We start from the raw sequence: 26,124 nt of genomic DNA, 5'->3' as shown, positions 1-26,124 counted from the left end.
GAATAGATCATGTCCCCGACCATTCTCATGGCAGCGCCTAACGGCGCGCGAAAAACCAGAGCTGATCACCCCTCCCTGCCCGTGACTGTCGAGCAAATCATCGCCGAGGCTCTCGCCTGTCAGAAGGCCGGCGCCGCCATGGCACATCTCCATGTTAGAAATAGCAAGCAGGAACATGTCCTTGACGCGGGGCTCTATCGGGAAGTTATCAAGGGCATAAATCAGGATTCCGGATCAGACCTGCTGGTGCAGATCACCACTGAAGCCGTCGGTCGCTACAGCCAACAAGCCCAGATCAACTGTGTGAAAGCCACGGAGCCCGAAGCCGTCAGTGTGGCCCTGCGCGAAATGATGCCTCCCGAGGGAGAAAAAAGCGGGTCAGCCTTTTACCACTGGGCCAGAGAAGCGGGGATACATCTGCAACACATTCTCTATGACCAGACCGATTTCAAGCGCTTTATAGAACTCGTCCGGCTCGGTTTGATTCCAGCCCACCGCCCTTCCCTGCTCTTTGTCCTTGGTCGTTATGCCAGCGACAATCTCGGACAACCTGATGAGATAGATCCCTTCCTTGAAATACAGCAGGAGCAAAAATTCTTCGAACCAGGCCCCTGGTTTGTCTGTGCCTTTGGTCATCTCGAGGCCGAGTGCATGAGCAGGGCTTTCATGAGCAATGGGCATGCCCGAATTGGCTTTGAAAACAACAGCCAGCTCCGCAACGGAAAACAGGCTTCAACAACGTCAGAGCTTATTGCCCAGGCCCGACAAGAACTCCTCGACAACGGAAAAGCCGTGGCCTCTGCCACCATAGCCCGAAGCCTGCTTGGCATCTTGTCTCCCTAGCTCTCGTCCAAACTTGACCTCCCGGAGCCATATCAAGTGACGCACCCTTAAGTAGAAAAGCAAGAAACAGGGTGCAACTGCTGAAAAATCAGGCACACTCACCTGATTGCATCCGACCAAAGGAATTTCATGGCACCGACACCCCAAACCATCCATACAATGACGACTGTTGAATGGATTATGCTGATCGCGCTCTCTCTGCTCTGGGGCGGTTCATTCTTTTTCAATGGTGTCGCAGTTCAGGAACTTCCGCCCCTGACCGTTGTTGTCTGCCGTGTCGCTCTTGCAGCCATCGCCCTGTTTATCGCACTTCGGATTATTGGGCAGAAAATGCCCCGCGACTTAAGCGTCTGGCGGGCATTTTTTGTCATGGGTCTGCTGAACAATGTTCTGCCCTTTACCCTGATCGTCTGGGGACAGATCCATGTTGCTTCCGGTGTTGCCTCTATCCTCAACGCCACTACCCCTCTTTTCACGGCGCTGATTGCGCATCTTTGCACCAGCGATGAAAAGCTCACCCCCTCACGAGCAATTGGGGTTCTGCTCGGCTTCGCCGGGGTATCTGTGTTGATTGGTACAGACATTTTTCAGGATCTTGGCCTCAATCTTCTGGCCCAGCTCGCCATCCTCGCCGCTGCCATTTCCTACGGCTTTGCCGGGATTTATGGCCGACGATTCAAAAAGCTCAAAGTCTCCCCCATCGCAACGGCCACAGGCCAGGTCACGGCTTCGAGCATTCTGTTATTGCCGATGATGCTCTATATCGACCAGCCCTGGACCTTGCCACAGCCAAGCACAGAAGCTCTGGCGTCCCTTGTTGGCATCGCCCTGCTCTCGACGGCTCTGGCCTACATCCTTTATTTTCAGCTCCTTGCCCGCGCCGGGGCCACCAACCTTGTTCTGGTAACATTCCTTATCCCCGTCAGTGCCATCCTGCTTGGTGTTCTGTTTCTGGGCGAAGCCATTCTCGCCAAACACCTGATCGGTATGACTTTCATCGGTGCAGGTCTTGCCGCCATTGACGGGCGGCTATGGCGGCGGCTCAGGCAGCCTTCTTGGGATCAAAAGAGAAACCGTTCATAATCGTCCAAAAGTCAGATTATTTGGTGTTTCCATGGTGGGTTGGCACCAACCTGACCAACGGTGTAGGCCGCTACCCCTGCGCCGTACTCCAGGGCAGCCTTCAAATCAGCACTGCTGATAGTCCGGATTTTCTCTTTTGTTAAAAGATCACGCCCCCGAAGACTTGCCAGAAAGCCTGCATTGAAAGTATCACCAGCCCCGACAGTATCAATAACGGTAACCGGCTTGGCAGCAATCTCCACATCAGTGGTTTTGGTAATAGAACGCGCCCCTCCCCCACCCCTGGTCAGGGTTACAATGGCCGCTCCTCCTTCGATCCAATTTCGGGCGCTTTGCTCAAAATGGCTTCCCGGTTCCATCCAGGCGAGATCTTCCTCTGAAACCTTGATGATGTCGCTCATCGCCAGCATACGGCACAAACGTGCCCGGTAAGCTGCTTCATCCACAACAAACCCGGGGCGAATATTGGGATCAAAGGATATGACCACAGCTTCATATGCCCGCCGCATAAGCTCTTCATAGCTTGATCCGCAGGGTTCGGGAATTAAACTGATGCCGCCAAAATGCAGAGCCTGAACCGCTTCGGACAAATTCGGCAACGCATCTACATCCAGCATTCGGCCCGCCGTGTTCTCATCATAGAAACTGTACTGCGCATGGCCGTCAGCAAGCGTCACAACAGCAAGTGTGGTCGCTTTGGGACTGCGCACACAATAAGCAGTATGAACCCCGCTCGCCTCGAGATGGGCAACAAGCTGTTGCCCCAATGCGTCGGTAGATATCCCTGAAAAAAAACCAGCCTTCTCGCCTAAACGCCCCAATGCAACCGCGGTATTGTAAATCGCACCGCCGGGAACGGGGATAAAAGCATCACGATCATCTTCAATTTTGCGAGGCAGCATATCGATCAAAGCTTCGCCGCAACAAACAATCATCACGTGCTCCCGTTTACATAGCGCGTCAAGGTAAAGGCCGTACCATTTTTCCAAAGAGAACCCAGCACCTCCGAAAACTCCCTGGCAAAGACCGGATCGGTTGAAAGGGCGCCAAAAATATCTGCCATACCAATAAAGGCCGTGGGATCAGATTGAGCCAGGCATGCTTTTTCCCGAAGACGTTCCGCATTTTCGTCCTCAACAACAAGTGGCCGCCCCGCTTCGTCAATCCCGGTACAATAACGACACCACAAGGCAACTTCCAATGCCAACCCCTTAATTGAGAGCCCCTGTGTCAATCTGTCTATTATTGTTGGAAAAATAAACTTGGGTTGACGGTTGGACCCGTCAAGACAAAGGCGGGAAATCCTGTCGCCGATCTGTGCATTGGAAAACCGCATCATGGTTTGCTTCAGATAGGAATGGAAATCCACGCCTGGTACCGGCGGGACAGTCGGAATGATTTCATCCTGTTCAAGTTTATTGAGAAAAGCCTGAATCAACGGCACCCGCATCGCCTCGTGAGCATATTCATACCCCAGCAAGGCAGAAGCATAGGCAATAGCGGCATGCCCCCCGTTCAGAATACGCAATTTCATCAGTTCAAACGGTGTCACATCCTGAACAAATTCAACCCCGACATCCTCAAGTCGGGGGCGACCTTGCGGGAAGTTGTCTTCAAGAACCCATTGTCGAAAGGGTTCGCAGACAACAACAGAGGCATCCTCGACACCAAAATGTTCCATTGCGATATTCCGCTCACGCTCCCCTGTCGCGGGAGTAATACAGTCCACCATGGAATTGGGGAAAGCCACGGAAGTGGTAATCCAGTCAACGAGCTCTGGCGCCATTAACGTTGCAACCCCCAACACGGCTCGTTTGGCAACAGTGCCATTTTCCGGCACGTTGTCACACGACATTACAGTGAAAGGTTCATACCCCAATGCTTTACGCCTTTTCAGCGCAACGACAATACTCCCGAAAACCGTCTTTGGACTATCGGGCATCGCAATATCCTCCTGGATCAGCGGATGTCCTGCATCAAAGCCTCCGGTTTTGGGATCAAGGAAATATCCTCCCTCCGTCACGGTCAGGGAAACAATGCGAATTTCGGGTTTCGTCAACCAGCCGATGATACCCTCAGCAGAAACCTCGGCAAAACCGATCATCGAACCGCAGACACTCGCCGTATAACCATCCGGGTCCAGCTCGACAATGGTGCTCAACCAATCCTGCTTTTCAAGGCGCTCACGCATCAGTCCATCGCTTGGCATGACCCCGGCACCAACGATGCCCCAGTCATGATCCAGGCCCCGGTTAAAAAGGCGGTTTAAATATACGGCCTGATGGGCACGATGAAAGTTTCCCACACCGATATGCACAATGCCCGGGCTGATCGCACCCTGGTTATATTGCGGGACAGAAATATTGCGAGACAAATCCATAAGATTATTCAAATTCAGTTTGATGGACATAATCAACTCATCCAGTTCCCGCCATCGACGTTATAAGTCTGAGCCACGACATAATCACTTTCAGTACTGGCAAGGAAAACCGCCATCCCTGTCAAATCCTCGGCGGTCCCCATGCGGCCATACGGGACCCCGGCCCCGGCAAGCTGTTTCTTTTCCCCGGGTAACCGCTCTTCATATTTCGCAAATAAAGCATCAACCTGATCCCAGTGCTCTCCATCGACAACTCCCGGAGAAATCGCATTCACATGAATGCCATGCCGGATCAGATTTAGACCCGCTGATTGCGTCAGACTGATAACGGCGGCTTTGCTGGCACAATAAACGGCAACCAGTGCCTCACCTCTGCGGCCGGCCTGACTGGCCATATTAATGATCTTTCCTCCACGTCCCTGCTCAATCATGACCTTTGCAACAGCCTGCATGGTAAAAAGCGTGCCCTGGACATTGATCGAGAACAGGCGCTCGTAACTAGACAAGGAAATCTCGGTGAAAGGAGCCAGATCGAATACGGCGGCGTTATTGATCAGGATATCAATGCCTCCACATTGATGAACCATTTCATCGACAGCTGTCTGAATCGAGACCTGATCCGTCACATCAAGCGCGAGGGCAAAAGCGCCTTCTCCCAGCTCCTTTGCCGTTGCCTGTGCTTTGGGAAAGTCAATATCCGCAATCCCGACACTGGCGCCCTCGCGCAGATAGGCTTTGGCAAAAGCCTTGCCAATCCCCCGCGCTGCCCCTGTAATCAGGGCAGACTTACCATCCAGGCGCTTCATTTAAGGGCGAGCCCATCAGGGCCAAAACGGTAAATCCTGTCCGTCTCAGCTGAAATATAAACACTGTCACCATGAGAAAGCTCGACTTCCCCTGCCGCTCGGACGGTCACCTGGCTTCCATCTGCCAAAGTGACATAGAGGAAAGTGTCTGACCCCAGATGCTCGGCAACGCCCACTGTACCTTTCCACAAGCCCTCCTGTCGCGATATCGACAGATGCTCGGGGCGGATACCGATGGTGTGCGCATCATGCCTGGCCGCTTCCTTTCCCTTCAGGAAGTTCATTTTGGGGGAGCCAATAAAACTGGCAACAAACAAGTTCGCCGGGTTGCGATAAAGTTCAAGCGGTGTGCCGACCTGTTCGATAACACCTTTGCGCAAAACAACAATCTTGTCGGCCATGGTCATGGCTTCGATCTGGTCATGCGTCACATAGACCATGGTTGTTTTCAGCTTTTGGTGAAGTTCCGAAATTTCCAGCCGCATGTTGACCCGCAAAGCAGCATCGAGATTGGATAGCGGTTCATCAAACAGAAATGCCTTTGGCTCCCGGACGATCGCCCGACCAATCGCAACACGCTGTCTCTGCCCCCCGGAAAGTTGCCCCGGGCGACGTTTGAGATAATCGGTAAGGTTCAGGACCTCGGCCGCCCCCATGACTTTACGGTCAATTTCTGCAGCAGCCATTCCTGCCATTTTCAGGGGAAAAGCAATATTATTGCGTACCGACATATGCGGATAGAGCGCATAGGACTGGAAAACCATTGCCAAACCCCGCCGGGCGGGGCGAATACCAGTCGCATCCGCGCCATCAATATAAATGTTACCCGACGATACATCCTCCAGCCCGGCAATAAGGCGGAGCAAGGTCGATTTTCCACAGCCTGAAGGCCCGACAAAGACGACAAATTCGCCCTCGTTAATTTCGAGGTTCAAGGGCGGAATAACGGCCACGTCACCAAAGCTTTTGGTCACGTTTTCAAGTTTAATGCTTCCCATAATCCGTTCCTATTTCACTGCGCCAAAGGTAAGACCGCGAACCAATTGTTTCTGGCTAAACCAGCCCATAATCAGAATGGGTGCGATCGCCATGGTCGAGGCAGCAGAAAGTTTTGCGTAAAACAGTCCCTCAGGGCTGGAATAACTTGCGATAAAGGCGGTCAAAGGCGCAGCCTCCGCTGCCGTCAGGTTCAATGTCCAAAACGCTTCGTTCCAGGCCAAGATCACATTCAGTAACAAGGTTGAGGCAATTCCGGGAACGGCCATTGGTGTCAGGACATAGACAATCTCGGACCAGAGGGTCGCCCCATCCATCCGCGCAGCTTCAAGAATTTCACCAGGTATTTCCTTGAAGTAGGTGTAGAGCATCCAGATGATGATCGGCAGGTTGATCATTGTCAGCACCAGCACCAGCCCCGAACGGGTATCCAGTAATCCACCATCCCGAAACATCAGATAAATCGGGATCAGAACCCCCACCGGTGGAAGCATCTTGGTTGAGAGCATCCACATCAAAATGTCTTTGGTGTGCTTGGCTGGCACAAAGGCCATAGCCCAGGCAGCCGGGATCGCGATCAAAAGCCCGAGAAGGGTGGAGCCGACCGAAATCACCACCGAGTTCATAAAGTGGCGAAAATAGTTTGAGCGCTCGAGAACCTCGTTATAATTTTCCAGGGTCCAGTCGAATCCCATAAATAAAGGCGGAGACGCAATGGCATCGGCCTCGGTTTTGAAACCTGTCAAGATGGTCCACAAAATCGGAAAGAAAATGGCCAGACCAATAGCCCAGGCACAAACTGTTACCAAAGCTTTTTTATGGTCAAAGAGTGCTGTTTGCATATCTTAAGCCTCCAGATTCTTGCCAATCATGCGCATCAGGAAGACCGCAACAATATTGGCGAGGATGACCGCAATAATGCCGCCTGCTGATCCACCGCCGACATCGAATTGCAACAGCGATTGCGCATACACCAGATAGGTGATGTTTGTAGATGCATAGCCAGGTCCTCCATTGGTCGTGACCAGGATTTCGGCAAAGATCGACAGCAGAAAGATCGTCTGAATAAGAATAACAACCGTGATCGCCCGTGAGAGATGCGGCAGCACAATATGAAAAAAACGCCGGAATTTCTTTGCTCCATCCATCTTGGCCGCTTCAAGCTGTTCCTGATCCAGCGACTGCATTGCAGTCAGGAGGATCAGCGTGGAAAAGGGTAACCACTGCCAGGCCACAATGATGACGACTGAAAACAACGGCGCATGCGCAAGGAAATCAAACGGGGCAACCCCGAGAAACTTGGCAAGATGGGCAAACAGTCCGTTCACAGGATTCATGAACATGTTTTTCCACACCAGCGCTGAAACCGTTGGCATCACAAAGAACGGAGCGATCATCAAAATGCGCACAATCCCCTGCCCCCACATCGGCTGGTCAAGAAGCAGAGCTAACCCGACACCACCGACAATAGTGATCAGCAGAACACCACCGACAAGCAGCAATGTATTACCAAGTGCTGCAAAAAAGGCCGGGTCTGTCAGGAAAAACTCATAGTTTACCAGCCCAATCCACTCTTCAGTTCCCGGTGACAACAAATTGTAACTGAGAAAAGAAAAATAGATCGTCATGGACAGAGGCACGACCATCCAGCCGAGCAGAAGCAGCACTGCTGGAGAGATCATTAATCGAGCCGCAATACGGGAATGGTCTGTGGCCATCATGTGCTCCCAAATTCGGGTCAAGAGGTAGGTGGGGACGGTTAAGTAAAACCGCCCCCACGATAAGGATAGACTATTTTATATAGCCGGCCTTCTTCATTGACCGCTCTGTCAGAGCTTGCGCGCTTTCCAGCGCCTCATCCACACTCATAGCACCTGCAAGCGCCGCAGAAAACTGCTGCCCGACTGAAGTCGCAATTCCCTGGAATTCAGGGATGGCCACAAACTGCACCCCGACATAGGGAACAGGATCAACAGTGGGTTTGGTCGGGTCTGCCGCGTTAATACTGTCAATTGTCATCTGTGCAAAATGTACTTTTGCGTACTCCGGATTTTCATACAGGGATGTACGTGTGCCCGGTGGGACGTTGGCCCAGCCTTCCTCGGATGCCACCAGAGCCAGGTATTCTTTCGATGTTGCCCAGGAGACAAATTTCTTGGCTTCATCCGTTTTCTGCGAGCCAGCAGGAATGCCAAGGCTCCAGGCCCAGAGCCAGTTGCCGCGTTTCCCAAGTCCCGCATCGGGTGCCAGAGCAAAACCAACCTCATCAGCAACTTTGCTGTCTTTCGGATTGGTTACAAACGAAGCCGCGACAGTCGCATCGATCCACATTCCACATTTGCCGGACTGAAACAAAGCCAGGTTTTCGTTAAAGCCGTTGGAAGATGCTCCTGGAGGGCCGGCATCATTCATCAGGTCGATATAGAAGCCCAGCGTCTTTTTCCAGGCCTCGCCTGTGAACTGGGGTTTCCAGTCCATATCGAACCACTTCGCGCCAAAGGAATTGGACATGGCAGTAAGGAAAGCCATGTTTTCCCCCCAGCCAGCCTTGCCCCTCAGGCATACACCATAAATTTCATTTTCTTTATCGGTCATGGCCCGTGCAGCCTTGCCAATGAAATCCCAGGTTGGTGCTTTTGGCATCTCCATCCCGGCCTTGGCCATCAGGTCCTTGCGGTACATCACCATGGAACTTTCGCCATAGAACGGCGAAGCATAGAGCTGATCATTGACGGTCAGCCCCCCCCGGATTGCGGGCAACAGATCATCAACATCATAAGAACTCGGCAGATCATTCAGGGAAACCAGCCAGCCCTTTTCACCCCAGATCGGAACTTCATAAGTTCCGATTGTCATAACGTCGTACTGACCACCCTTGGTCGCGATATCAGTTGTCACCCGCTGGCGCAGGATATTTTCTTCCAGTGTTACCCACTCCAGCTCGATATCAGGGTTCTTGGTTGTAAAATCATCAGCCAGCTTCTGCATGCGAACCATATCGCCGTTGTTCACTGTTGCGATGGTAAGTTTCGTAGCTGCGTCGGCTTGACCCGCCAGAAATGTGGCCAACACCGCACCTGTAACCGCACAGACTCCTGCTTTAAACATGGATATCTCCCTTAGCTTTATCCCAGATGTGAACTCCCGCAATGCCCTTGCTCAACAAATTGGGCATTTGCTATATTATTGGGCAAATATTCGATCTCTATGCACAAAGAGTCAACAACTTTGTTTCTCAATCGCCTTCCTCAGCTGAGAAAAATTGCGAACAAGAAATAAAACCTGTTGAAATTACAGCGAAAAATGAGACGCAATTTTAAAGAAATTATGCTGAAAGGGCGGCAGCTGTGGTTTCGTCTGTGATCAGACCTGTAAGCCAATGCCCCTTGAGCGCACTATGGATGGCCCGCAGCTTGTCTGGCCCCCGCGCAACGCCGATAATCGGTTTTGATGCAGGTACACTTAAAGGCACGCTCGCGACCCGGTCATTGTGCGGGTGGTCAAGCAAAACACCATCCTTGTCAAAAACCCAGCCAAGAATTTCCCCCGCACCGCCCGATTTGATCAATGCCGCCAGCTCTACTCCGGTAATAAACCCGTCTGTCAAAAGAGGCGGCCTGTCGTTGATTTCGCCAACACCGACAAAGGAAATATCCGCGGACTGGGCCAAAACAATATTGCTTTGGATCGGTTTTTGCGCACAAAGGATTCTGCGTTCTTCCATCGAGGTCGCCACCACGGGGACAGCCATGGGGTAATGGGGTGCCTGAACAGTATCCCCAATACGCATAATGACATCATTAAAACTGGCTGAACCATCCGGCGCCAAATTACCAACCAGCGAAACAACCTTGTGGTGGGGGCAAACCATGGGGGACATCTGTTCGACAGCACTGCGAATTTCTCGCCCTGTCCCCAGCGCCATCACAAGCGGGCGATCGGATTTGAGCTGTTTTTCCATTTCTGCGGCGGCAACGTTGGCGATCCCCAGAGCCGGATCATCCGAAGAGGGATCTGCCAACGTCACCTCGCAATAGTCGAGCCCGAAACGGTCCTTAAGCCGCTGGGCAAGATCAAGGCAGCGGGCGATGGGGTGGTCAAGCCGAAACTTGACCAGACGCTCCCGCATAGCCATCGCGACAAGACGCTGGGCAGATTGCCGGGACACGCCCATTTTCTCTGCTATTTCGTCTTGCGTATTCTGCGCCACGTAGTAGAGCCACCCGGCACGGGCGGCATCTTCCAAACGATTACGCGTGTTATCACTTTGTCTTGCCATGCCAGCACACTTACCATGCAATCAAGCCTTTGCTCAACAGATAAGCAACGTTCCTGCTGGCAATTCCCTGCTTAGAAAGTAACCGGATAATCCCGATAAACCTTGTGGATATCCGCAAGGCAATCAGGCGAAAGCTCCAGATTAGCGGCAGCGACATTGCTTTTCAGCTGCGCCATTGTCGTGGCCCCGATAATCGGGCTGGCAACCCAGGGTCTGTTAAGCGTAAAGGCAATAGCCATCTGGCAAACATCAAGGCCGTGCTTGCGCGCAACCTCCATATAAGCCTTCACGGCACCGTCGACATGCAATGACACGCGGGTGTTGAAGCGATCCCACTGGTCGCCCATGATCTCTTTTGAAAAGCGCGTCCCGACCGGAAACTGTCCCTCCAGATATTTGCCGCTCAGAACCCCCATGGCCAGCGGCGACCAGGGCAGATAAGCCACGTCCTCAAGGGCGCAGACTTCGGCAACATCATGGTCATCGCGGCGGCGCAACAGGCTGTATTCATTCTGGACGCTGACCATACGCGGCAGATTATGCTTTTCGGCCAGATCAACAAACTGCTTGATACCCCAGGCAGAATCATCGGACAGGCCGATATGGCGGATTTTCCCCTGCTGGATACAGTCCTGCAGCGTGTTCAGCGTTTCAAGCTTGTTCTCGATAATCTGTTGCTTGGCTTCAGCACCACGGGCGGGCTCAAAAGTCCACCAGTTGGCAAAATGATAGTTCGGACGGTTTGTCGGCCAGTGTAGCTGATAGAGGTCAATGTAGTCGGTTTGCAGACGTTTCAGACTTTCTTCAACCGCCGTCATCAAACTTTTTTTACTGGTTGTCGGGTTGGCTTCCCCCCGTGCCCAGGATACAGGCGAAAACTTCGTCGCCATGATGACGTCGTCCCGCTTGCCACGAGCGCGAAACCAGTTGCCGATGATGGTTTCCGTTGTACCATAGGTCGCAGGCGTTGGTGGAATGCTATACATTTCAGCCGTGTCCCAGAAATTCACCCCCTGGGCCAGCGCATAATCCATCTGCTCAAACGCCTGTTCCTGCGTGTTCTGCACACCCCAGGTCATGGTCCCCAAAGCGATACGGCTGACCTTGAGACCAGATGTTCCAAGCTTGGTATATTTCATTAATTTCCCCTTTTATGAACACAGGGTTAGATGGCGCTTGTCCAGAGAGATTCAAGGTGGAATGGTCAGAGGTAGAGAAAATCGGAAGGCTTATTCTTCAAAATTTCTCTTAAAGCGGTCAATCTGGTGCATGCGCTCATGCAAGATTGTTACAATACCAATATCGCCATTACTTAACAGCTTCCAATAGACAAAGTGTTTCTGATAGCAGAAGTAGTAACCCGTGACGCCAAATTCTGCAGGTACCGGTCTCGAACGTATTTCCTGGCTCCCGATCTTACCAAAAGCTTCAAAAAGACCTTCGACATAGCGGACAGCCTGATCCTCACCCCAACGATCCCGCGTATAACAATAAATTTCATCAATACGAAAGGCAGCAGCTTCTTGAATACAAAAAGCCGTCATTTCCCGGCCATAGTTCTGTTTCGAGCCACAATCTCGGCAGCCGAAAGCGGCTGGTAAGAGGAATCAGGTGCAGTAAAGGCTTGTGTCAATTCAGCCTTAAGTCGATCAAAAGCTTCCTGCTCTACCCGTTCCTTGTCACGCCGGATCAAATCACGGACATATTCACTCACATTTTCATAATTCCCGGCTTCGCTGACATTAGCCGCAACAAAATCCCTGAGCGCACCACTGAGCCTTACTGTCATCGTTGTTGTTCGCGACATAAATTAGTCTCCTGACTTCAAGTCTTCAATATAATGAATATTGAAGACACAAACAACACCCCCTGCATTTAAAGACAAGACCACAGTGCAGCAGGAGCTATCCGGATTTGCCCGGAAATCTGGTTTGCCCGGTTCTGGACATTCCGGCTCGGACTCCCGGCATTGCGCTCCAGCGGGTTTGGCAGAACTGCGGCAAGACGCGCGGCCTGCCCACGCGTTAGTCCTTTGGCATCACGGTTGAAATGTGCCCGGGCGGCGGCTTCTGCGCCATAAACCCCCTCGCCAAACTCCGCAATATTGAGATAAAGCTCCAGGATACGGCGCTTGGGCAACAGGGTTTCCAGCATCAGGGTCAGCGGTACTTCCAGCAGCTTGCGCACTTTGCTGCGCGAGGGCCAGAGGAACAGATTTTTGGCGGTCTGCATGGAAATGGTGCTGGCCCCGCGCGAAGCTGATCCGGTATGCAGCAGTTCATCCCAGACGATGCCCATCTGCTTCCAGTCAAAACCGTTGTGTTCACAAAACTGCTGGTCTTCCGAGACCAGAACCGCCTGAATGAGGCTCGGGGAAATAAGCTCCAGCTCGACAAAATCATACTGCATCGGCGCATCGCGAAGCAGCATCAGCGGCGTGACCAGTGGCGGCAGCAGGCGATAGAACAGGATAACCGCTACCGGGAAAACCAGCCCGACAAACAGACCTGCCCAGAGCAGACGCCGCAATAATAGCTGTATGGGTTTACGTCTAGCGATGACTTTGCCCCCGCTCCTGTCTGTTTTCGTCCCCTGACGCGACATCCGACCAGTTTATCCATCCCTGCGCCCGGCACAAGGTTTCACGATATGCTTCACATAAAGCTTATAAGTAAAACAGTTTATCTGTCGCTCCCTTCCAACCGGGATTTCTAACACCACAAAATCGTGATCTTTAATGACGTATCTGGGACTTGCTTAGGAGGCTTTTTACTGTGCTGATGGTCCACCCAAAGACTGATACAAACACTGGCTTGAATATCGCCGCATCGGGCAATGATAATGAATGCGCCTTCTAACTCAAAAATCACCTTTGCAAGGTTATCCCTCATTTCACCTGAGGAAATCGCAGCTCATATGTCTGATCCCCGCCTGGCAGAACATATGCCACTTCTGGAACCTGTCAGCTGGGATCTTGATGCAGCCACCCGCTTTATTGCCTCCAAGGAACGCTACTGGAATCGCGACGGTCTGGGCCACTGGGCCATCCTCTGTAACGACAGCTATGTCGGATGGGGCGGTTTCCAGAAAGAAGGCGATGAATGGGACTACGGACTGGTACTAAAGCCGGATTTTTTTGGTCTTGGCGGAGTAATCACGAGGCAAGCACTGGCCTTTGCCCGTACGGATGCACGCATTCCATATGTGACATTTCTTTTACCCCCTTCCCGCAAAAACCTGGGTGCTCTGAACAGACTGGGGGCGAAATTTGTCAAGAAAACAGAGCACGAAGGTACCACATTTTTAAAATACCGTCTGGATACGACCTAAGAGATTTTTTTACCTAGCACCCGCTCATCTCCAGGAAGGTCACCTGAACAATTCGACAAGATCGACAATAAGACAACAGGAGGCGCAACGATAACCGGAGCCTCAGACTGTCTGGCACGTTCGGAAATACGTTTCCGAACGTGTTCAATCATGTTTCAGGGCTCACAAGACACAAAAGTTCCTTTGAATAGCTATAACCTGGCTCGATGCAGAGCCTTGACATCAATATTTCAAAGGAACCTGAACAATGCTCATGCCAAAAAATTTCCTCTGTGTTTTGTACACAGTTTTGCTGCTGTCTCTCAATTTGCAATCTGTCTTTGCGGAGGCCACAAAGGAAAACAACGTATGGATAACCAGAAATGCCGTAACAACTGATAGCGGCCATTTTATACCTAGCGGCGCATTTGGAATTGTACAGATCGAAAGCCCTCGCCAGGCCACCCTCCTGGACTTGCGTGGGATGGCGGGTCAGGGTGACGTCATCCTGCGAAGTGATGAAACTGGCTATTGCCTGACCTTTCCTCTCAGGTTTGTTGCAGGAGATTTTGGCGGTGACACAATCTCGGCTCAAACGATTGATCCTGTGATTTTTGTGATCAAGAGTAGACGTGTCGCAAAAGAGCTGGTCAAAGGCCATGATATTGTAAGTGAGGATTTCCGAATTAGCAGAAATGACCACCCTTCTGCAGATATAATTATTGAGTCCGGGCTCAGCGAAAGCTTCAACTTTGTCTTTAACCCTGGACGTAATCTCCTAGCTGAAATCTGGGGGGTGGAAACAACACGTATACCTTGCTCACCACAGGAAAAGTGAAAGCGCAAAGGCAGGCGACATTAGCCGCCTGCCTGACTTGCTCGATACTGAGTCGGAGTTTGCCCCGTGATTCTTCGAAATTCTGTATTAAAACTTGATTTGGATATAAAGCCTGATTCAAACATAACCTCGGTTATTGATAAATCGGTTTCCGCTAGAGCCCGCTTTGCATGGCGAATACGATAACCGTTCACATAACGGGAAAAATTCTCGCCTGTCGCTCTGTTGGTGGCAATGGACACCCTCCTTGCCGGTTCAGACAGACGTTTTGCGACACGCACTAATGTTAGGCTACTGTCTTTATAAAGTTTTTGTTCGCTTAAAAGCACTTCGATAGCTTCCAGTATAACTCTATCCTCTGCAGTCGTGGGCTCCAGTTTTTCCTTTGCGTTTTCAGGCGTTTTGAAAACCAGTGGAAGCCCAATGAGTGCGACGATAAAAATAAATGCAGCAAAGATACCTGACACACCGCTTAGAAGCTCCAGCATGAATGGTTTCGTCGCAAACAAACTGGCAGCCGCGATCAAACCGTCAACAGCAATCATAATACCCAGCAAAAACAATGTAGCGTAAATAGCCTGTCTGAGTTGCTTGTATCCCCATGAAGATACGTGAAAAAAATCGTCGGACCCCAGACGAAGTAAGCCTGCAATCATAGTGAGATAGAGACTATTAATTGTGAGTATATAAAAATCAGCAGATATGGGAATCGGTAGAAGAATCAGAACGACAGCAATAAAAACGGATACCGCTGTCCAAAATAGCACCCGATACCAGTGGGAATCTGTCTCCACAGATAAAGCACGAAAACCAAGGTAAGCCGATGGCCCCGACATCACAGCAATAAAAGGCTGGATGGATGCAGCAGTTTTACTATCAAAAGATAGACGCAGCCCCAATATGAAGCCGATACCACCCAAACAAAGCAAGTATAGGCAAAGAAACACACGTGCACGACTTATAATGCGGTCACTTTGCGCCAAAGTAACCGCAGCAATTACCGTTAAAACACTTACCAACCATACGACAGGAAAATCAATCATGTTCAATTGGCAACACGTTTTTTGGTTTTTTGCAATACTAAGTACACTATCACATGGTGCTCAACTGGCTGATACCATTTATCAAACATGAAAAAATTGAGAAAGAAGGATAGCAGTCAGGTTTGGAAACCAACTGGCGGAGAGGGAGGGATTCGAACCCTCGGTACTTTTGCAAGCACAACGGTTTTCGAGACCGCCCCGTTCAGCCACTCCGGCACCTCTCCGTAACAGGACCTAGTGCTAATCCAGCGAAGGCTTTCTGTCCAGCCCCCAACAGCAACAAACCCGGCTCTGGATGAAAAAAATCCGCAGCCGGGTTTGTTAACTGAACGATCCGAAGGATCTAGCCGAGCTTGGCCGCAACCGACTGGATCGCATCGCGGGCGGCTTCAATAATCAGATCCGCCTCCGTACGGGTCATGCAGAGTGGCGGGGCAAAGCCGAGGATATCGCCCTGTGGCATGGCCCGGCCAATGACCTTGCTGCGCTCCAGCAGAGCCGTGGCAACCTGGGGTCCAACCTTCAGCGCCGGATCAAAGAATTCCCTGCTGTCCCGGTCTTTGACAAATTCGATCGCCGCCAGGATCCCTTCGCCGCGAACATCGCCGACAATAGAGATATCATCCAGCGCCGCCTTGAGGCCCTGATTGAAATAAGCCCCGGTGTCACGGGCGTTATCGACCAGTTTCAGATCATCAATCAGCTTGAGGTTGGCAACACCTGCCGCCGCCCCAATCGGATGGGCAGAGTAGGTCCAACCATGACCAATCGGGCCAAGCTTGTCTGTACCTTCTTCCAGAACCTTCCAGACCTTGTCTGACACAATCGAACCGGAAAGCGGCGCATAGGCCGACGTCAGACCCTTGGCGATGGTGATGATATCAGGCTCGATGTCATAGTGCGCCGAACCAAACATGCTGCCCAGACGCCCGAAGCCGGTCACGACTTCATCCGCAATCAGCAGAATATCGTGTTTTTTCAACACCGCCTGGATCGCTTTCCAGTATCCTGCTGGTGGCGGCACGATCCCGCCTGTCCCCAGAACCGGCTCCCCGATAAAGGCGGCGATTGTATCGGCCCCTTCCCGGGCGATCAGGGCTTCGAGGCTGTCAGCACATTGTTTGACAAAGTCTGCTTCACTCTGCCCAACATCCGCGCGGCGGAAATAATAGGGGGCATCGGTGTGCACCACCTGTGACAGCGGCAGGTCAAACTTGTTGTGGAACAGCTCCAGCCCGGTCAGAGAACCTGTCATCAGACCGGAGCCATGATAACCGCGCCAGCGCGAGATGATCTTTTTCTTTTTCGGGCGGTCGAGCACGTTGTTGTAGTACCAGACCAGCTTGATGTTGGTTTCGTTGGCATCCGAACCGGACAGGCCAAAATAGACTTTCGACATGTTGGCCGGGGCACGGTCCATGATCATCTTGGCCAGGGTGATCGAAGCTTCTGTCCCATGTCCAACATAAGAGTGATAATAGGCAAGCTCTTTGGCCTGCTTGGCGATGGCTTCAGCCACTTCCTGACGTCCATAGCCGATGTTGACACAATAGAGCCCGGCGAAGGCATCCATCAGGCGGGTGCCGTCGCGGTCTTCGATATAAAGCCCTTCACCGCCAGAAATAATCCGGTTGCCCAGATCTCCCCGAGCGAACTGTGCCAGATGTGTGGAGGGATGAAAGAAGTTCTCGCGATCCCATTCGGCAAGTTGATCATTTTTCAGCATGGTTCTGTTCCTCGTTTTCCAGCCCGTCTGAAGTTACCTGTTCGGGCCAGTCTTTTTTCCTGAAGTCTAATGTCGTTACATGAAGCCTGTCACAAAAAGTTGCGGCAGACGTATTTGATTTCGGTGAAGGCTTCCATGCCCTGACGCGCGCCTTCCCGCCCAAGGCCGGACTGTTTCATCCCGCCAAAGGGAATCGGTGCGCCGGTCAGTTTGGTCCGGTTGATCGCAACCATCCCGTACTGCAATGCCCGGCTGGCGGTGTAGACCCGCTTGGCATCACGCGTATGTACATAGGCCACCAACCCGTATTCACTGTCATTTGCCCGGGCGATGATATCTTCACCGGGTTCAAAGGGTGTCAAGCAGGCCACAGGGCCAAAAGTCTCCTCAAAAAACACCCGGGCCGTGGAAGGCACATTCCCGAGAACTGTTGGTTCAAAGAACAGCGGTCCAAGTGCATGCCGTTTTCCTCCGCACAACAGCGTACCGCCCTGCGCCAGCGCATCCGCCACATGGGCTTCCTGCTTTTTCATTGCCGCCTCGTTCATCAAGGGGCCGATATCCGGATCATCCAGCCCCGGGCCAATGCTCAGCGCTTTGGTCGCCGCGGTGAATTTTTCAGCGAACTCCTCGTAGAGCGGACGCTCGATAAAAATCCGGTTGGCCGCGAGACAATCCTGCCCGGAAGTGGCAAATTTCGCCGCAATGGCACAGGTCACGGCGTGATCAACATCCGCGTCCCCGTAAACTATAAAGGGCGCATGTCCGCCAAGCTCCATCACCAGACGCTTGATTGTCGGCGCGGACTGGGCATAGAGCAGCCGCCCGATCTCGGTTGACCCGGTAAAGGAGACCACCCGCACCCGGCTGTCTGCGGTCCAGGGCTCGACAATTTCGGCTGGCTCTCCAGTCACCACATTGAACACGCCCGGCGGAAAGCCAGCACGTTCAGCCAGTTCAGCCAGCGCCGTCGCCGAAAACGGTGTCTCCTTCGAAGGATGGACCACACAGCTGCAACCTGCCGCCATGGCCGCAGCTGCCTTGCGGGTGATCATGGCATTGGGAAAATTCCAGGGCGTCACCAGCGCAGCCACACCACAGGGCTCGCGCCAGACCTCGACCTCGCCCCCGGCCATATGGGACGTCACGCTTTCAATATTGGGCCGCTTGGCTTCTTCGGCATAAAATTCGACAAAGTCAGCCGAATAGTCGATCTCGCCGCGGGCTTCCGAAATCGGTTTGCCCTGTTCCAGCGTCATGATCAACGCCAGATCCTCTCGGTGCTGTTTCAGCAGCTCGAACCAGCGCCGCAATATCGCTGAACGTTCCTGTGGCAGGCGGGCAGCCCAGCCGGGGAAGGCAGCCTGAGCAGCATCCACCGCCCGTGCACTTTCCACGCCGGACATTTTGGGCACAGCCCCGAGCATCTGTTGTGTTGCCGGATCTGTCACGAGAACAGTACTGCCAGAACCCGCAGCACACCATTCACCGTTGATATAGCTGAATTCTCTGAAAAGTCGGGGGTCATTCAAATCCCCAAAGGCGGACGACCGACTTTTCTCGTTTACTGTCTGTTGCATGGCTCTTGCTCCTGTTTGATGAGTGCCATCATGGGGGAGTTCCCGGCGAAGGTGCATCTAAAGACAGGTGGGAATTAAGAGAAGAACACTGCTATTCTATAAAGAAGAGGAGGCTTCCTCTTTAAGGGAAGAATAGTACCCGGGAAAGGAGTAGAGCCCTATTCCGTCAGATCAGAAGTAAGCAGATCCAGCGGCAGTGCCGTCTGATGCTTGACCGGCTTTGTCACCACATAGGAAAAGTACCGGCGCAACCCGATCTTGGCTTCGAGCAACCGGTCTACCAGGCGCTGATAGCTGTCGATATCCCGGGTCAGAATACGCAGGACATAATCAATGCCGCCCCCGACGGCCCAGCATTCCACAATCTCGGGATAATCGGCCATCGCCGCTTCAAAACGGTCAAAATCCTCGGCCTTGTGGCTGTCGAGCTCCGCTTCCATAAAAACAATCGTTACCGGAGAAAAAGCCTTGAGAGACAGGCGCGCCTCATAGCTTTCGATTAAACCAGCCTGCTCCAGTCGTTTCAGTCTTTCCCAACAAGGTGTTGGCGAAAGATTGACCCGCTCGGCCAGCGCGGCTTTGGTGATCCGGCCCTCGGTCTGGAGGATATTGAGGATCGCGAGATCACGATCATCCAGTCGAAGTCCTGCTATCTGCATCGTCTTACCAGAATGTTTTTAGGAAAAGCCACCTTACTTAACGGGGTTCTCCCGGTAATGACAAGCCCCCAAACAGCAACAGACATCATCAACTTGCCTGATGCCTGGCGAGATCGCCCAGGAATGCCAGACAGCGCTTGAGCTCAGAAATCTCGATATATTCATCCGGCTTGTGCGCCTGTTCAATCGAGCCGGGGCCAAAAACCACCGTCGAGATCCCGACCCGTTCGAAATGCCCCGCATCTGTCCCGAAAGAAACAACTTCGCTGGCATTGCTGCCGGTAATTTTCCGGATCAGATTGACGGCGGGAGAATCCTCGCTGGCCAAAAGCGCCGGCACATCCGCAAGAAGTTTGGTCCGGATTTCAGCTTGGGGATAAACTTTGCGCATTTTTGGAACCAGTACGGTTTCTGCATGGTTCTTGATCCGCTCGAGAATGGCATAGCCGTCATCCCCGGGGATTGGGCGGATCTCCCAGTTGATCACACAGCTTCCCGCTGTAATGTTCGTTGCAATCCCGCCCTGGATCTGGCCGATATTACAGGTCGAATAGGGAGGCTCGAAAGGTGAACCGGATACCGGCTTTGCCGCCAGTTCGGCTTTGATATCCAGAATTTTATCAATATAGAGGGTGGCATATTCAATCGCATTCACCCCCTTGCCCGGGTCCGACGCATGGACCTCGAAACCGTCAAATTCAGTCTGGAGTTCCAAACCGGCCTTGTGACCGGTGACCAACTGCATCCCTGTCGGCTCTCCGACGATGGCAATGGCGGGGGTGATCGATTTGGATATGATGTCTTCAGCAAGCACTGGAGCCCCAAAGCCGCCGATTTCCTCGTCATAACAAAACGATACATGGATCGGCCGTTTGAGTGCCTGTTTTTTGAACTCGGGCACCATCGCCAGACTACAGGCGAGGAAGCCTTTCATATCGACCGCCCCTCGCCCATAGAGCCGCCCCTGCTTTTCCAGCAAGGTGAAAGGATCAGCGCTCCATTCCTGACCTCTGGTCGGCACCACGTCTGTATGACCATTGAGTACCACCCCCCCGTCAACTTCCGGGCCAATAGTGGCATAGAGATTGGCGCGTAATCCGGTTTCGTCATAGCTGAGAGACGAGGAAATTCCCTGCTGCTCCAGATACTCCCTGATATAATCAATCATCGCCAGGTTCGATAGACCGGACAGGCTTTCAAAGGCAACCAGTTTGGCGAGAATGTCTTTGGTGAGGCTTAGTGTATCCGACATAAAGATCTGTCTTTTTCTCTGTCTTTTTTAGGAAATAACAAACAGTTCACGGGGGACAGCAGACAGGCATTCCGGCCCTCTGTCTCCAATCACAATACTTTCGGTGATCTCCAGTCCCCAGTCTTCAAGCCACAAACCAGTCATAAAATGAAAGGTCATCCCCGGCTCCAGTACTGTGCGATCCCCTTTGCGCAGGCTCATGGTGTGCTCGCCCCAGTCCGGCGGGTAGGACAATCCGATGGAATAGCCAGTGCGACTGTCTTTTATGATGCCATGCTTTTTCAGAACCGCGAAGAAGCTATTGGCAATGTCCTCACAGAAATTGCCAACCCGGGCCTGTTCAAGACCAGCTTCCATCCCTTCGAGCACGGCCTTTTCCGCATCGAGGAATTTCTGCTCAGGCTTGCCAAGGAAAACCGTCCGCGACAGAGGACAATGATAGCGTTTATAACAGCCCGCGATCTCGAAAAAAGTCCCTTCGCCGGAACGCATCGGGCGATCATCCCATGTCAGATGCGAAGCCGAGGCATCCGCACCGGAAGGCAGCAAAGGAACGATGGCCGGATAGTCTCCACCCGCGCCTTCCACACCTCGCAGGCCTGCGTCATAAATTTCAGCTACCAGTTCGTTTTTGCGCAAACCTGGCTTGACGGTTTCACGGATACGCTGGTGCATGACCTCGACAATTTTACCTGCCTTGCGCATGTAGTTCAGTTCCTGCGCAGATTTCACCGCCCGCTGCCAGTTCACCAGATTGGTCGTGTCTTTAAATATAACATTCGGCAGATGACGCACCAGCGACGCATAGGCCGCAGCAGAGAAATAATAGTTGTCCATTTCAACGCCAATACTGGCTTTGCCAAATCCCTTGTCTTCCAGGATTGACGCCAGCAGGTCCATGGGGTGACGTTCGGTGGACTGAACATAATGGTCCGCATAGCCGATAATATTATCGTGGGACAGATAACAGGTTCGCTTGGCACCGTTTGCATCCATGGAACGACCAAACCAGATCGGCTGCCCCTCACCCGTTACAAGCACACACTGATGTACATAAAATGACCAGCCATCATAGCCTGTCAGCCAGGCCATATTGGAGGGATCTGTCACAACCAGACAGTCAACCCCTGCAGATTGCATCGCCAGTCGAGTCTTTGCCAGACGAGCACCATATTCTGAAAGATCGAAACTCAACTCTATTCCTGCGGGATTCAACGCCATGAGATTTCCTTTGCCCAGCGCCTCAAATATCAACGAGCTCATCATCACCTTACAGACTGGATTATATGACTGTATCGCTATACCAGTTTGCAGACATTCTGCCCTAACTTTGACCGGAGGTCCTTCTGTTGTCTGGCAGTAAATCAGAATAGCTATCGGAAAATGCCGAGGTCGCACCTGATTTTTATCGGCAAAGGGGAACCACGTCGTTTTCCTGCTGCCCTTGGTTCCTTCACACAAAAACACTGACCAAATCCTGATCAGCGTTTTTGCGTGTTTAAAATATACCACCCTGCAATAAAGACTCTGTCACGATGTCACGGACAATCCATTTGCCCCCCTCCCCGTGCAGTTCTGCCTGGTGCTATTATCCTTCTGTTCAAGACATCCTGACGATAAGTGTTATTATTCCGGCAGATTACGCGGACTGAACAGATGAAGTGCATCAGGCTGTTTCTCATAGGCAATCCCTTCAGGTTCGCTCATTAGGAAAATCAGCATCCCCCAAGGCGCCTTGACATACACCCAGCTTCTGCCCGCAATCGGCCCCTGATCAACCAGTTTTATATCGCCCAGAACCTCGACATTATTTGATTTGAGTTCCTCCACGAGGCTTTTGATATCATCTACGTAGAATCCCAGAGATGTTGCACCGTAATCTTCCCGTTTTGGCCAGTGGGCCGCCTGCTCCGGTGAAGTAAACTCAAACAGCTCAACATTGGTTGCATTACCACACTTCAGAGCTGAAATTTTTAATGTTGCCTTGTCGTGCGTCCCCACATTCTGGCTCATCCAGCTCCCCTCGGGATCTGCAAATGGGCCAAGCTGAAAGGCCTCTTGGCATCCCAGTTTTTCGCTAAAAAAACTAACGGCTTCTTCAAGGTTTGGCACGGTAACCCCGACATGCTCCATCCCCCTTACCCCCCCGGCGTGGGCAGAGAATACTGGCAGGAACATCGTTACAACCATAAGACGAAATAAGCTTACAATCATAGACATGATAAATATTATTCCCCTGTTTATTATGTTAAATACTTCCCCAAAGTAAAACTGGTAACCTTCAGGATATTCTGTTGTACATAAAAACCCATCGTACTAAATTAATACTTAATTTTGAAAAACTTTGTCATTCTTGAACAGTTATTCAGTGGGGTTTCAATGCAAAAATCAGGGAGATTTTTCAGCACTGTCTTTGCATTGTTAGCAACAGGGTTCATCGCGGGATATCTTTCCAAGGCTGACGCCCGAGAGCTTAAGTTTATCACTCTGGAAACGGCTCCCTGGGCCTCTTTTGAACCGGGCTCTGACCGACCCATTGGCGCTTTCCCCGAAGTTGTACGAGAGCTGGAAAGACGCAGCGGACATCAAATACAGATTTCACTCAGGCCTTTTGCCCGGATCAATCAGGACCTCGAATCTGGCGATCAGGACTGTACGATTATTCTCTGGAGCGAAAGCAGGGTTTCTATTGTAGAAAAAGGTGCGGAAGTTTATCAGATGCCTTTTGGCGTCATTGCCCGCAAGGGAGTAGTCCTTTCAAGCTATGACGACCTCAAGCCCTTAACTATTTCCCTGCTTCGGGGCCTCAAAATCACGCCCGAGTTTGATAGCGATACAAGTTTACAAAAAGAATACGACAAAGATTATCAGATAGGCCTGCTAAAGATTGCACATCAGCGTCTTGATGCCATTGCCGGTGCTATTCCGACTATTTTTTATATGGCAAAACAGGAAAACTACCCGGATCTGCTTGATAATTATCTTGTTATGAAAAAAATTCCTATTGTCTTGCAGTGCTCCAGAAAGTCACCCAATCTTGATGTCATGCCGGAACTTAACAAGGTAATAGAAACAATGGGCGAAGATGGAACACTGACTCGTCTGCTGAACGATAATTCATATTTTTAACCAATAAAAAAAACAACAAGCGGTTATATTCAGGGAATTTAAGGAAGCTGAATTGTCGAAGAAGAAAGACATCGTTCGAATGTCTGGTGACGACTTTGTTTCGACCAAGAACGCAAGCGCAGCTTACGAATCTCAAACAAAGGTCCCGAGAGAAACTGTTATCACAAGCCCCCACCGCCCGGACGATTTCGCGCTGCCTTCGCAAGGCGATTCCCCCTTGCCATTCAGCCGCGGAATAGGGCGGCGATTACTCTTTGCTATTCTGCTGTTCAGCTCACTGATCACCCTGATCCTGACAGCAGCCCAGCTTTATCTCGACTACCGCCGGGATGTGAACTCGATATCGGACCGTTTGCTGGAAATCGAACGCAGTTATCTTAACAGTATTGCGGGAAGCCTGTGGAATGTGGACACCGAACAGCTGAAAATTCAGCTCAGCGGGATTGTTCGTCTCCCCGACATTCAGGCTGTTGAAGTGCAAGAAACAGTTTCCGAAGTCAAAAAACCTCTCCTGGTCACCGTTGGGGAACGCCTCGAGCACAACACCATTTCCTGGTCTCTCCCTATTGTTTACAATGACCGTGATACAGCACGAACGATTGGTACTCTCTATATCCAGGCCACGCTTGAAGGTGTCTACCACCGCTTATGGGAAAAGACGCTTGTGATACTGGGAACCCAGGCAATCAAGACTTTCCTTGTCTCGTTTTTTATCCTCTATGTTGTCCACTACCTGATCACCCGGCATCTGGTTTCTCTGGCAAACTTTGCCAGCAGCTACAGTCTCATTGGACAATCTCCGGTGTTTCGGCTCAAGCGTCGCGCCTCCAGCAACCCCGATGAACTGGATCGAGTTGTATCTGCTTTTAACGCCATGTGTCAGAACCTTCGCATTGCCTATAAAAATCTCAATACAGCCAATATTGATCTGGAAGCCAGAGTCGAAGAACGCACGCACAATCTCCAGCAGGAGATCTCAGAACGAGTAGCCGCTGAACAAGCCTTGAAATTCAGCGAAAAACGTTTTCGGGATATTGCCGAAACAGTCACAGACCTGTTCTGGGAAACCGATGAGAACTTATCGATTAGTTTTATCTCCGGTCACTTCCATCTGATTGGTATTGATGCCGCAGAGAACCTCGTCGGTCAGTCCTTGGCCAACCTGATCACCACCGAAAATCAGGACAATAAAGAAGGGGACTGGAAAAAAGACATTGAGCTGCGCCGGCAAACACAAAGTCCTTTCCGAAATCTCGAATATCATTGCACCAGAAACAATGGCGACATTATCGCTGTATCCGTCAGTGGCATCCCCATCTTTGATCAGAATAAAACCTTTACGGGCTATCGTGGCTCTGTTCGCGATATCTCGGATCGCCGCAAGGCGGAAATCCTGATCCAGGAAGCCAAGGAAACGCTCGAACGCCGTGTACAAGAGAGAACACAAGAGCTTTCAACCGCCAAAGAAGAAGCCGAGCTGGCCAATAGAAGTAAAACAGATTTTCTCAACAACATGAGCCACGAGCTGCGAACGCCCCTGAATGCTGTCATCGGCTTTGCCCAGATGATGCAACACGAAATCATGGGCCCTCTCGACAACCCGCACTACAAATCCTACGCCAGTGACATCAATGCGTCGGGGCTGTACCTTCTGGGAATAATCAGCGACATCCTCGATGTTTCAAAAATCGAGTCCGGCCACATGGCGCTTGAGATTGAAACCGTTCATCTTGGTGCCGTGGTCGAGAAGTGTATCTCGATGATGCAGGACCGTGCCGACAAGGCGGAAGTCATCCTCAATGTCACCCCGGATGTCGCCCTTCATCACATCAAGGCAGATGAACGGCGCTTTATGCAGATCATCATCAATCTTGTCTCCAATGCGATCAAGTTCACCAAAAAGACCGGGGCAATTACAATTTCAGCCACCCGGGAGGGAACAGGGGATCTCATCCTGGCCATTTCAGACAACGGAATAGGTATCCCGGAGAATCAACAAGAAGGTATTTTCAAACCCTTTACCAGAGTTGAAAGCAGCATGATTTGCGAACACGAGGGTGTTGGACTTGGCCTTTCCATTGTCAAAGCACTTGTCGAACAGCATAACGGGAAAATCACACTGGAAAGTCGGGAAGGAGAAGGCACAACCGTCTTCATCCTTCTGCCTGCTTCAGTCGTGGTGCAACAATAATTCTGCGCGA

General features: G+C 51.6%; 25 protein-coding genes and 1 tRNA gene. 6 read left to right on the top strand and 20 right to left on the bottom strand.

The annotated features are described in order from the left end of the window. The first annotated feature begins 9 nt into the window (after positions 1–9). A complete protein-coding gene (locus B152_RS0114100; RefSeq protein WP_020593078.1) occupies positions 10–843 on the top strand; it encodes a beta-keto acid cleavage family enzyme in 834 nt (277 codons plus the stop codon). A gap of 129 nt (positions 844–972) precedes the next feature. Next, the gene (locus B152_RS0114095) at positions 973–1,926 is read left to right on the top strand and encodes a DMT family transporter (protein ID WP_020593077.1); all 954 of its coding nucleotides are present in this window, start codon (positions 973–975) and stop codon (positions 1,924–1,926) included. Between the two features lie 11 nt (positions 1,927–1,937). Here B152_RS0114095 and B152_RS0114090 read toward each other — a convergent pair whose 3' ends face one another. The 12 genes from B152_RS0114090 to mtgA all read right to left on the bottom strand — a co-directional run bounded on the left by B152_RS0114090 (position 1,938) and on the right by mtgA (position 12,991). Beyond that, positions 1,938–2,861 carry a carbohydrate kinase family protein gene (locus tag B152_RS0114090; RefSeq protein ID WP_020593076.1) on the bottom strand — a complete coding sequence of 308 codons (924 nt, stop codon included), beginning with the start codon at positions 2,859–2,861 and terminating at the stop codon, positions 1,938–1,940. Continuing rightward, positions 2,861–4,336: a mannitol dehydrogenase family protein gene (locus B152_RS0114085; protein WP_020593075.1), complete on the bottom strand. Its 1,476-nt coding sequence runs from the start codon at positions 4,334–4,336 to the stop codon at positions 2,861–2,863. The genes B152_RS0114090 and B152_RS0114085 overlap by 1 nt, the downstream gene beginning before the upstream one ends. 2 nt (positions 4,337–4,338) lie before the next feature. Then, on the bottom strand, positions 4,339–5,112 hold the full coding sequence (locus B152_RS0114080) for an L-iditol 2-dehydrogenase (protein ID WP_020593074.1): 774 nt from the start codon (positions 5,110–5,112) through the stop codon (positions 4,339–4,341). Next, positions 5,109–6,110: an ABC transporter ATP-binding protein gene (locus B152_RS0114075; protein WP_020593073.1), complete on the bottom strand. Its 1,002-nt coding sequence runs from the start codon at positions 6,108–6,110 to the stop codon at positions 5,109–5,111. Before B152_RS0114075 ends, B152_RS0114080 begins: the two co-directional genes overlap by 4 nt. Before the next feature lie 9 nt (positions 6,111–6,119). Beyond that, complete coding sequence (locus B152_RS0114070; RefSeq protein WP_020593072.1) at positions 6,120–6,950, bottom strand: carbohydrate ABC transporter permease; 831 nt, start codon at positions 6,948–6,950, stop codon at positions 6,120–6,122. Positions 6,951–6,953: 3 nt separating this feature from the next. Beyond that, positions 6,954–7,829, bottom strand: coding sequence for a carbohydrate ABC transporter permease (locus tag B152_RS0114065; RefSeq protein ID WP_020593071.1), 876 nt, complete (start codon positions 7,827–7,829; stop codon positions 6,954–6,956). Positions 7,830–7,899: 70 nt separating this feature from the next. Beyond that, positions 7,900–9,216 (bottom strand): ABC transporter substrate-binding protein, encoded by a 1,317-nt coding sequence (locus tag B152_RS0114060; RefSeq protein ID WP_020593070.1) that lies wholly within the window; start codon positions 9,214–9,216, stop codon positions 7,900–7,902. Between the two features lie 217 nt (positions 9,217–9,433). After that, positions 9,434–10,387 carry a sugar-binding transcriptional regulator gene (locus tag B152_RS0114055; protein WP_026261562.1) on the bottom strand — a complete coding sequence of 318 codons (954 nt, stop codon included), beginning with the start codon at positions 10,385–10,387 and terminating at the stop codon, positions 9,434–9,436. A 71-nt stretch (positions 10,388–10,458) separates the two neighbouring features. Continuing rightward, a complete protein-coding gene (locus B152_RS0114050) occupies positions 10,459–11,526 on the bottom strand; it encodes an aldo/keto reductase (RefSeq protein WP_020593068.1) in 1,068 nt (355 codons plus the stop codon). 90 nt (positions 11,527–11,616) lie between these two features. Next, on the bottom strand, positions 11,617–11,931 hold the full coding sequence (locus B152_RS0114045) for a type II toxin-antitoxin system RelE/ParE family toxin (RefSeq protein WP_020593067.1): 315 nt from the start codon (positions 11,929–11,931) through the stop codon (positions 11,617–11,619). Then, on the bottom strand, positions 11,928–12,194 hold the full coding sequence (locus tag B152_RS0114040; protein WP_020593066.1) for a ribbon-helix-helix domain-containing protein: 267 nt from the start codon (positions 12,192–12,194) through the stop codon (positions 11,928–11,930). The genes B152_RS0114045 and B152_RS0114040 overlap by 4 nt, the downstream gene beginning before the upstream one ends. 68 nt (positions 12,195–12,262) lie before the next feature. Further along, the gene (mtgA, locus tag B152_RS0114035) at positions 12,263–12,991 is read right to left on the bottom strand and encodes a monofunctional biosynthetic peptidoglycan transglycosylase (RefSeq protein WP_020593065.1); all 729 of its coding nucleotides are present in this window, start codon (positions 12,989–12,991) and stop codon (positions 12,263–12,265) included. Between the two features lie 312 nt (positions 12,992–13,303). Here mtgA and B152_RS0114030 point away from each other — a divergent pair, with 312 nt between their 5' ends. Beyond that, positions 13,304–13,717 (top strand): hypothetical protein, encoded by a 414-nt coding sequence (locus B152_RS0114030; protein ID WP_020593063.1) that lies wholly within the window; start codon positions 13,304–13,306, stop codon positions 13,715–13,717. Positions 13,718–14,180: 463 nt separating this feature from the next. Then, positions 14,181–14,534, top strand: coding sequence for a hypothetical protein (locus tag B152_RS0114025; RefSeq protein ID WP_211212208.1), 354 nt, complete (start codon positions 14,181–14,183; stop codon positions 14,532–14,534). Between the two features lie 20 nt (positions 14,535–14,554). Here the strand turns inward: B152_RS0114025 and B152_RS0114020 are convergent, their stop codons facing one another. From B152_RS0114020 to B152_RS0113985, 8 genes are all read right to left on the bottom strand, one after another. Continuing rightward, on the bottom strand, positions 14,555–15,577 hold the full coding sequence (locus B152_RS0114020) for a helix-turn-helix domain-containing protein (RefSeq protein WP_020593061.1): 1,023 nt from the start codon (positions 15,575–15,577) through the stop codon (positions 14,555–14,557). A 134-nt stretch (positions 15,578–15,711) separates the two neighbouring features. Then, positions 15,712–15,801 (bottom strand) — tRNA-Ser (locus B152_RS0114015). Positions 15,802–15,920: 119 nt separating this feature from the next. After that, positions 15,921–17,303 (bottom strand): aspartate aminotransferase family protein, encoded by a 1,383-nt coding sequence (locus B152_RS0114010; protein WP_020593060.1) that lies wholly within the window; start codon positions 17,301–17,303, stop codon positions 15,921–15,923. Positions 17,304–17,392: 89 nt separating this feature from the next. After that, on the bottom strand, positions 17,393–18,883 hold the full coding sequence (locus tag B152_RS0114005) for an NAD-dependent succinate-semialdehyde dehydrogenase (RefSeq protein WP_020593059.1): 1,491 nt from the start codon (positions 18,881–18,883) through the stop codon (positions 17,393–17,395). A 158-nt stretch (positions 18,884–19,041) separates the two neighbouring features. Further along, positions 19,042–19,542, bottom strand: a complete 501-nt coding sequence (locus B152_RS0114000) for an Lrp/AsnC family transcriptional regulator (RefSeq protein WP_020593058.1) — start codon at positions 19,540–19,542, stop codon at positions 19,042–19,044. 88 nt (positions 19,543–19,630) lie between these two features. Continuing rightward, a complete protein-coding gene (argE, locus tag B152_RS0113995) occupies positions 19,631–20,794 on the bottom strand; it encodes an acetylornithine deacetylase (protein WP_020593057.1) in 1,164 nt (387 codons plus the stop codon). 27 nt (positions 20,795–20,821) lie between these two features. Further along, the gene (gene doeA / locus B152_RS0113990; protein ID WP_033406405.1) at positions 20,822–22,015 is read right to left on the bottom strand and encodes an ectoine hydrolase DoeA; all 1,194 of its coding nucleotides are present in this window, start codon (positions 22,013–22,015) and stop codon (positions 20,822–20,824) included. Between the two features lie 405 nt (positions 22,016–22,420). After that, positions 22,421–23,014: a VOC family protein gene (locus B152_RS0113985; RefSeq protein WP_083921902.1), complete on the bottom strand. Its 594-nt coding sequence runs from the start codon at positions 23,012–23,014 to the stop codon at positions 22,421–22,423. Positions 23,015–23,173: 159 nt separating this feature from the next. Between B152_RS0113985 and B152_RS0113980 the strand changes: the two genes are divergently transcribed. Then, a complete protein-coding gene (locus B152_RS0113980; protein ID WP_020593054.1) occupies positions 23,174–23,923 on the top strand; it encodes a substrate-binding periplasmic protein in 750 nt (249 codons plus the stop codon). A gap of 52 nt (positions 23,924–23,975) precedes the next feature. Continuing rightward, positions 23,976–26,114: an ATP-binding protein gene (locus tag B152_RS25450; protein WP_157231090.1), complete on the top strand. Its 2,139-nt coding sequence runs from the start codon at positions 23,976–23,978 to the stop codon at positions 26,112–26,114. Positions 26,115–26,124 lie beyond the last annotated feature (10 nt).

This window comes from Kiloniella laminariae DSM 19542, from assembly GCF_000374005.1.
Lineage (GTDB): Bacteria > Pseudomonadota > Alphaproteobacteria > Kiloniellales > Kiloniellaceae > Kiloniella > Kiloniella laminariae.
Note: the sequence above shows the minus strand (reverse complement) of the source record. Positions and strands in the feature narration are given on the sequence as shown.

Coding starts and splice junctions, on each gene's coding strand:
- B152_RS0114090 (WP_020593076.1), bottom strand. CDS start 2,861: ATGATTGTTTGTTGCGGCGAAGCTTTGATCGATATGCTGCCTCGCAAA.
- B152_RS0114080 (WP_020593074.1), bottom strand. CDS start 5,112: ATGAAGCGCCTGGATGGTAAGTCTGCCCTGATTACAGGGGCAGCGCGG.
- mtgA (WP_020593065.1), bottom strand. CDS start 12,991: ATGTCGCGTCAGGGGACGAAAACAGACAGGAGCGGGGGCAAAGTCATC.
- B152_RS0114095 (WP_020593077.1), top strand. CDS start 973: ATGGCACCGACACCCCAAACCATCCATACAATGACGACTGTTGAATGG.
- B152_RS0114100 (WP_020593078.1), top strand. CDS start 10: ATGTCCCCGACCATTCTCATGGCAGCGCCTAACGGCGCGCGAAAAACC.
- argE (WP_020593057.1), bottom strand. CDS start 20,794: ATGTCGGATACACTAAGCCTCACCAAAGACATTCTCGCCAAACTGGTT.
- B152_RS0114045 (WP_020593067.1), bottom strand. CDS start 11,931: ATGACGGCTTTTTGTATTCAAGAAGCTGCTGCCTTTCGTATTGATGAA.
- B152_RS0113985 (WP_083921902.1), bottom strand. CDS start 23,014: ATGTCTATGATTGTAAGCTTATTTCGTCTTATGGTTGTAACGATGTTC.
- B152_RS0114020 (WP_020593061.1), bottom strand. CDS start 15,577: ATGATTGATTTTCCTGTCGTATGGTTGGTAAGTGTTTTAACGGTAATT.
- B152_RS0114000 (WP_020593058.1), bottom strand. CDS start 19,542: ATGCAGATAGCAGGACTTCGACTGGATGATCGTGATCTCGCGATCCTC.
- B152_RS0114055 (WP_026261562.1), bottom strand. CDS start 10,387: ATGGCAAGACAAAGTGATAACACGCGTAATCGTTTGGAAGATGCCGCC.
- B152_RS0113980 (WP_020593054.1), top strand. CDS start 23,174: ATGCAAAAATCAGGGAGATTTTTCAGCACTGTCTTTGCATTGTTAGCA.
- B152_RS0114060 (WP_020593070.1), bottom strand. CDS start 9,216: ATGTTTAAAGCAGGAGTCTGTGCGGTTACAGGTGCGGTGTTGGCCACA.
- doeA (WP_033406405.1), bottom strand. CDS start 22,015: ATGGCGTTGAATCCCGCAGGAATAGAGTTGAGTTTCGATCTTTCAGAA.
- B152_RS0114050 (WP_020593068.1), bottom strand. CDS start 11,526: ATGAAATATACCAAGCTTGGAACATCTGGTCTCAAGGTCAGCCGTATC.
- B152_RS0114040 (WP_020593066.1), bottom strand. CDS start 12,194: ATGTCGCGAACAACAACGATGACAGTAAGGCTCAGTGGTGCGCTCAGG.
- B152_RS0114030 (WP_020593063.1), top strand. CDS start 13,304: ATGTCTGATCCCCGCCTGGCAGAACATATGCCACTTCTGGAACCTGTC.
- B152_RS0114075 (WP_020593073.1), bottom strand. CDS start 6,110: ATGGGAAGCATTAAACTTGAAAACGTGACCAAAAGCTTTGGTGACGTG.
- B152_RS0114010 (WP_020593060.1), bottom strand. CDS start 17,303: ATGCTGAAAAATGATCAACTTGCCGAATGGGATCGCGAGAACTTCTTT.
- B152_RS0114005 (WP_020593059.1), bottom strand. CDS start 18,883: ATGCAACAGACAGTAAACGAGAAAAGTCGGTCGTCCGCCTTTGGGGAT.
- B152_RS0114065 (WP_020593071.1), bottom strand. CDS start 7,829: ATGATGGCCACAGACCATTCCCGTATTGCGGCTCGATTAATGATCTCT.
- B152_RS0114025 (WP_211212208.1), top strand. CDS start 14,181: ATGGCGGGTCAGGGTGACGTCATCCTGCGAAGTGATGAAACTGGCTAT.
- B152_RS0114085 (WP_020593075.1), bottom strand. CDS start 4,336: ATGTCCATCAAACTGAATTTGAATAATCTTATGGATTTGTCTCGCAAT.
- B152_RS0114070 (WP_020593072.1), bottom strand. CDS start 6,950: ATGCAAACAGCACTCTTTGACCATAAAAAAGCTTTGGTAACAGTTTGT.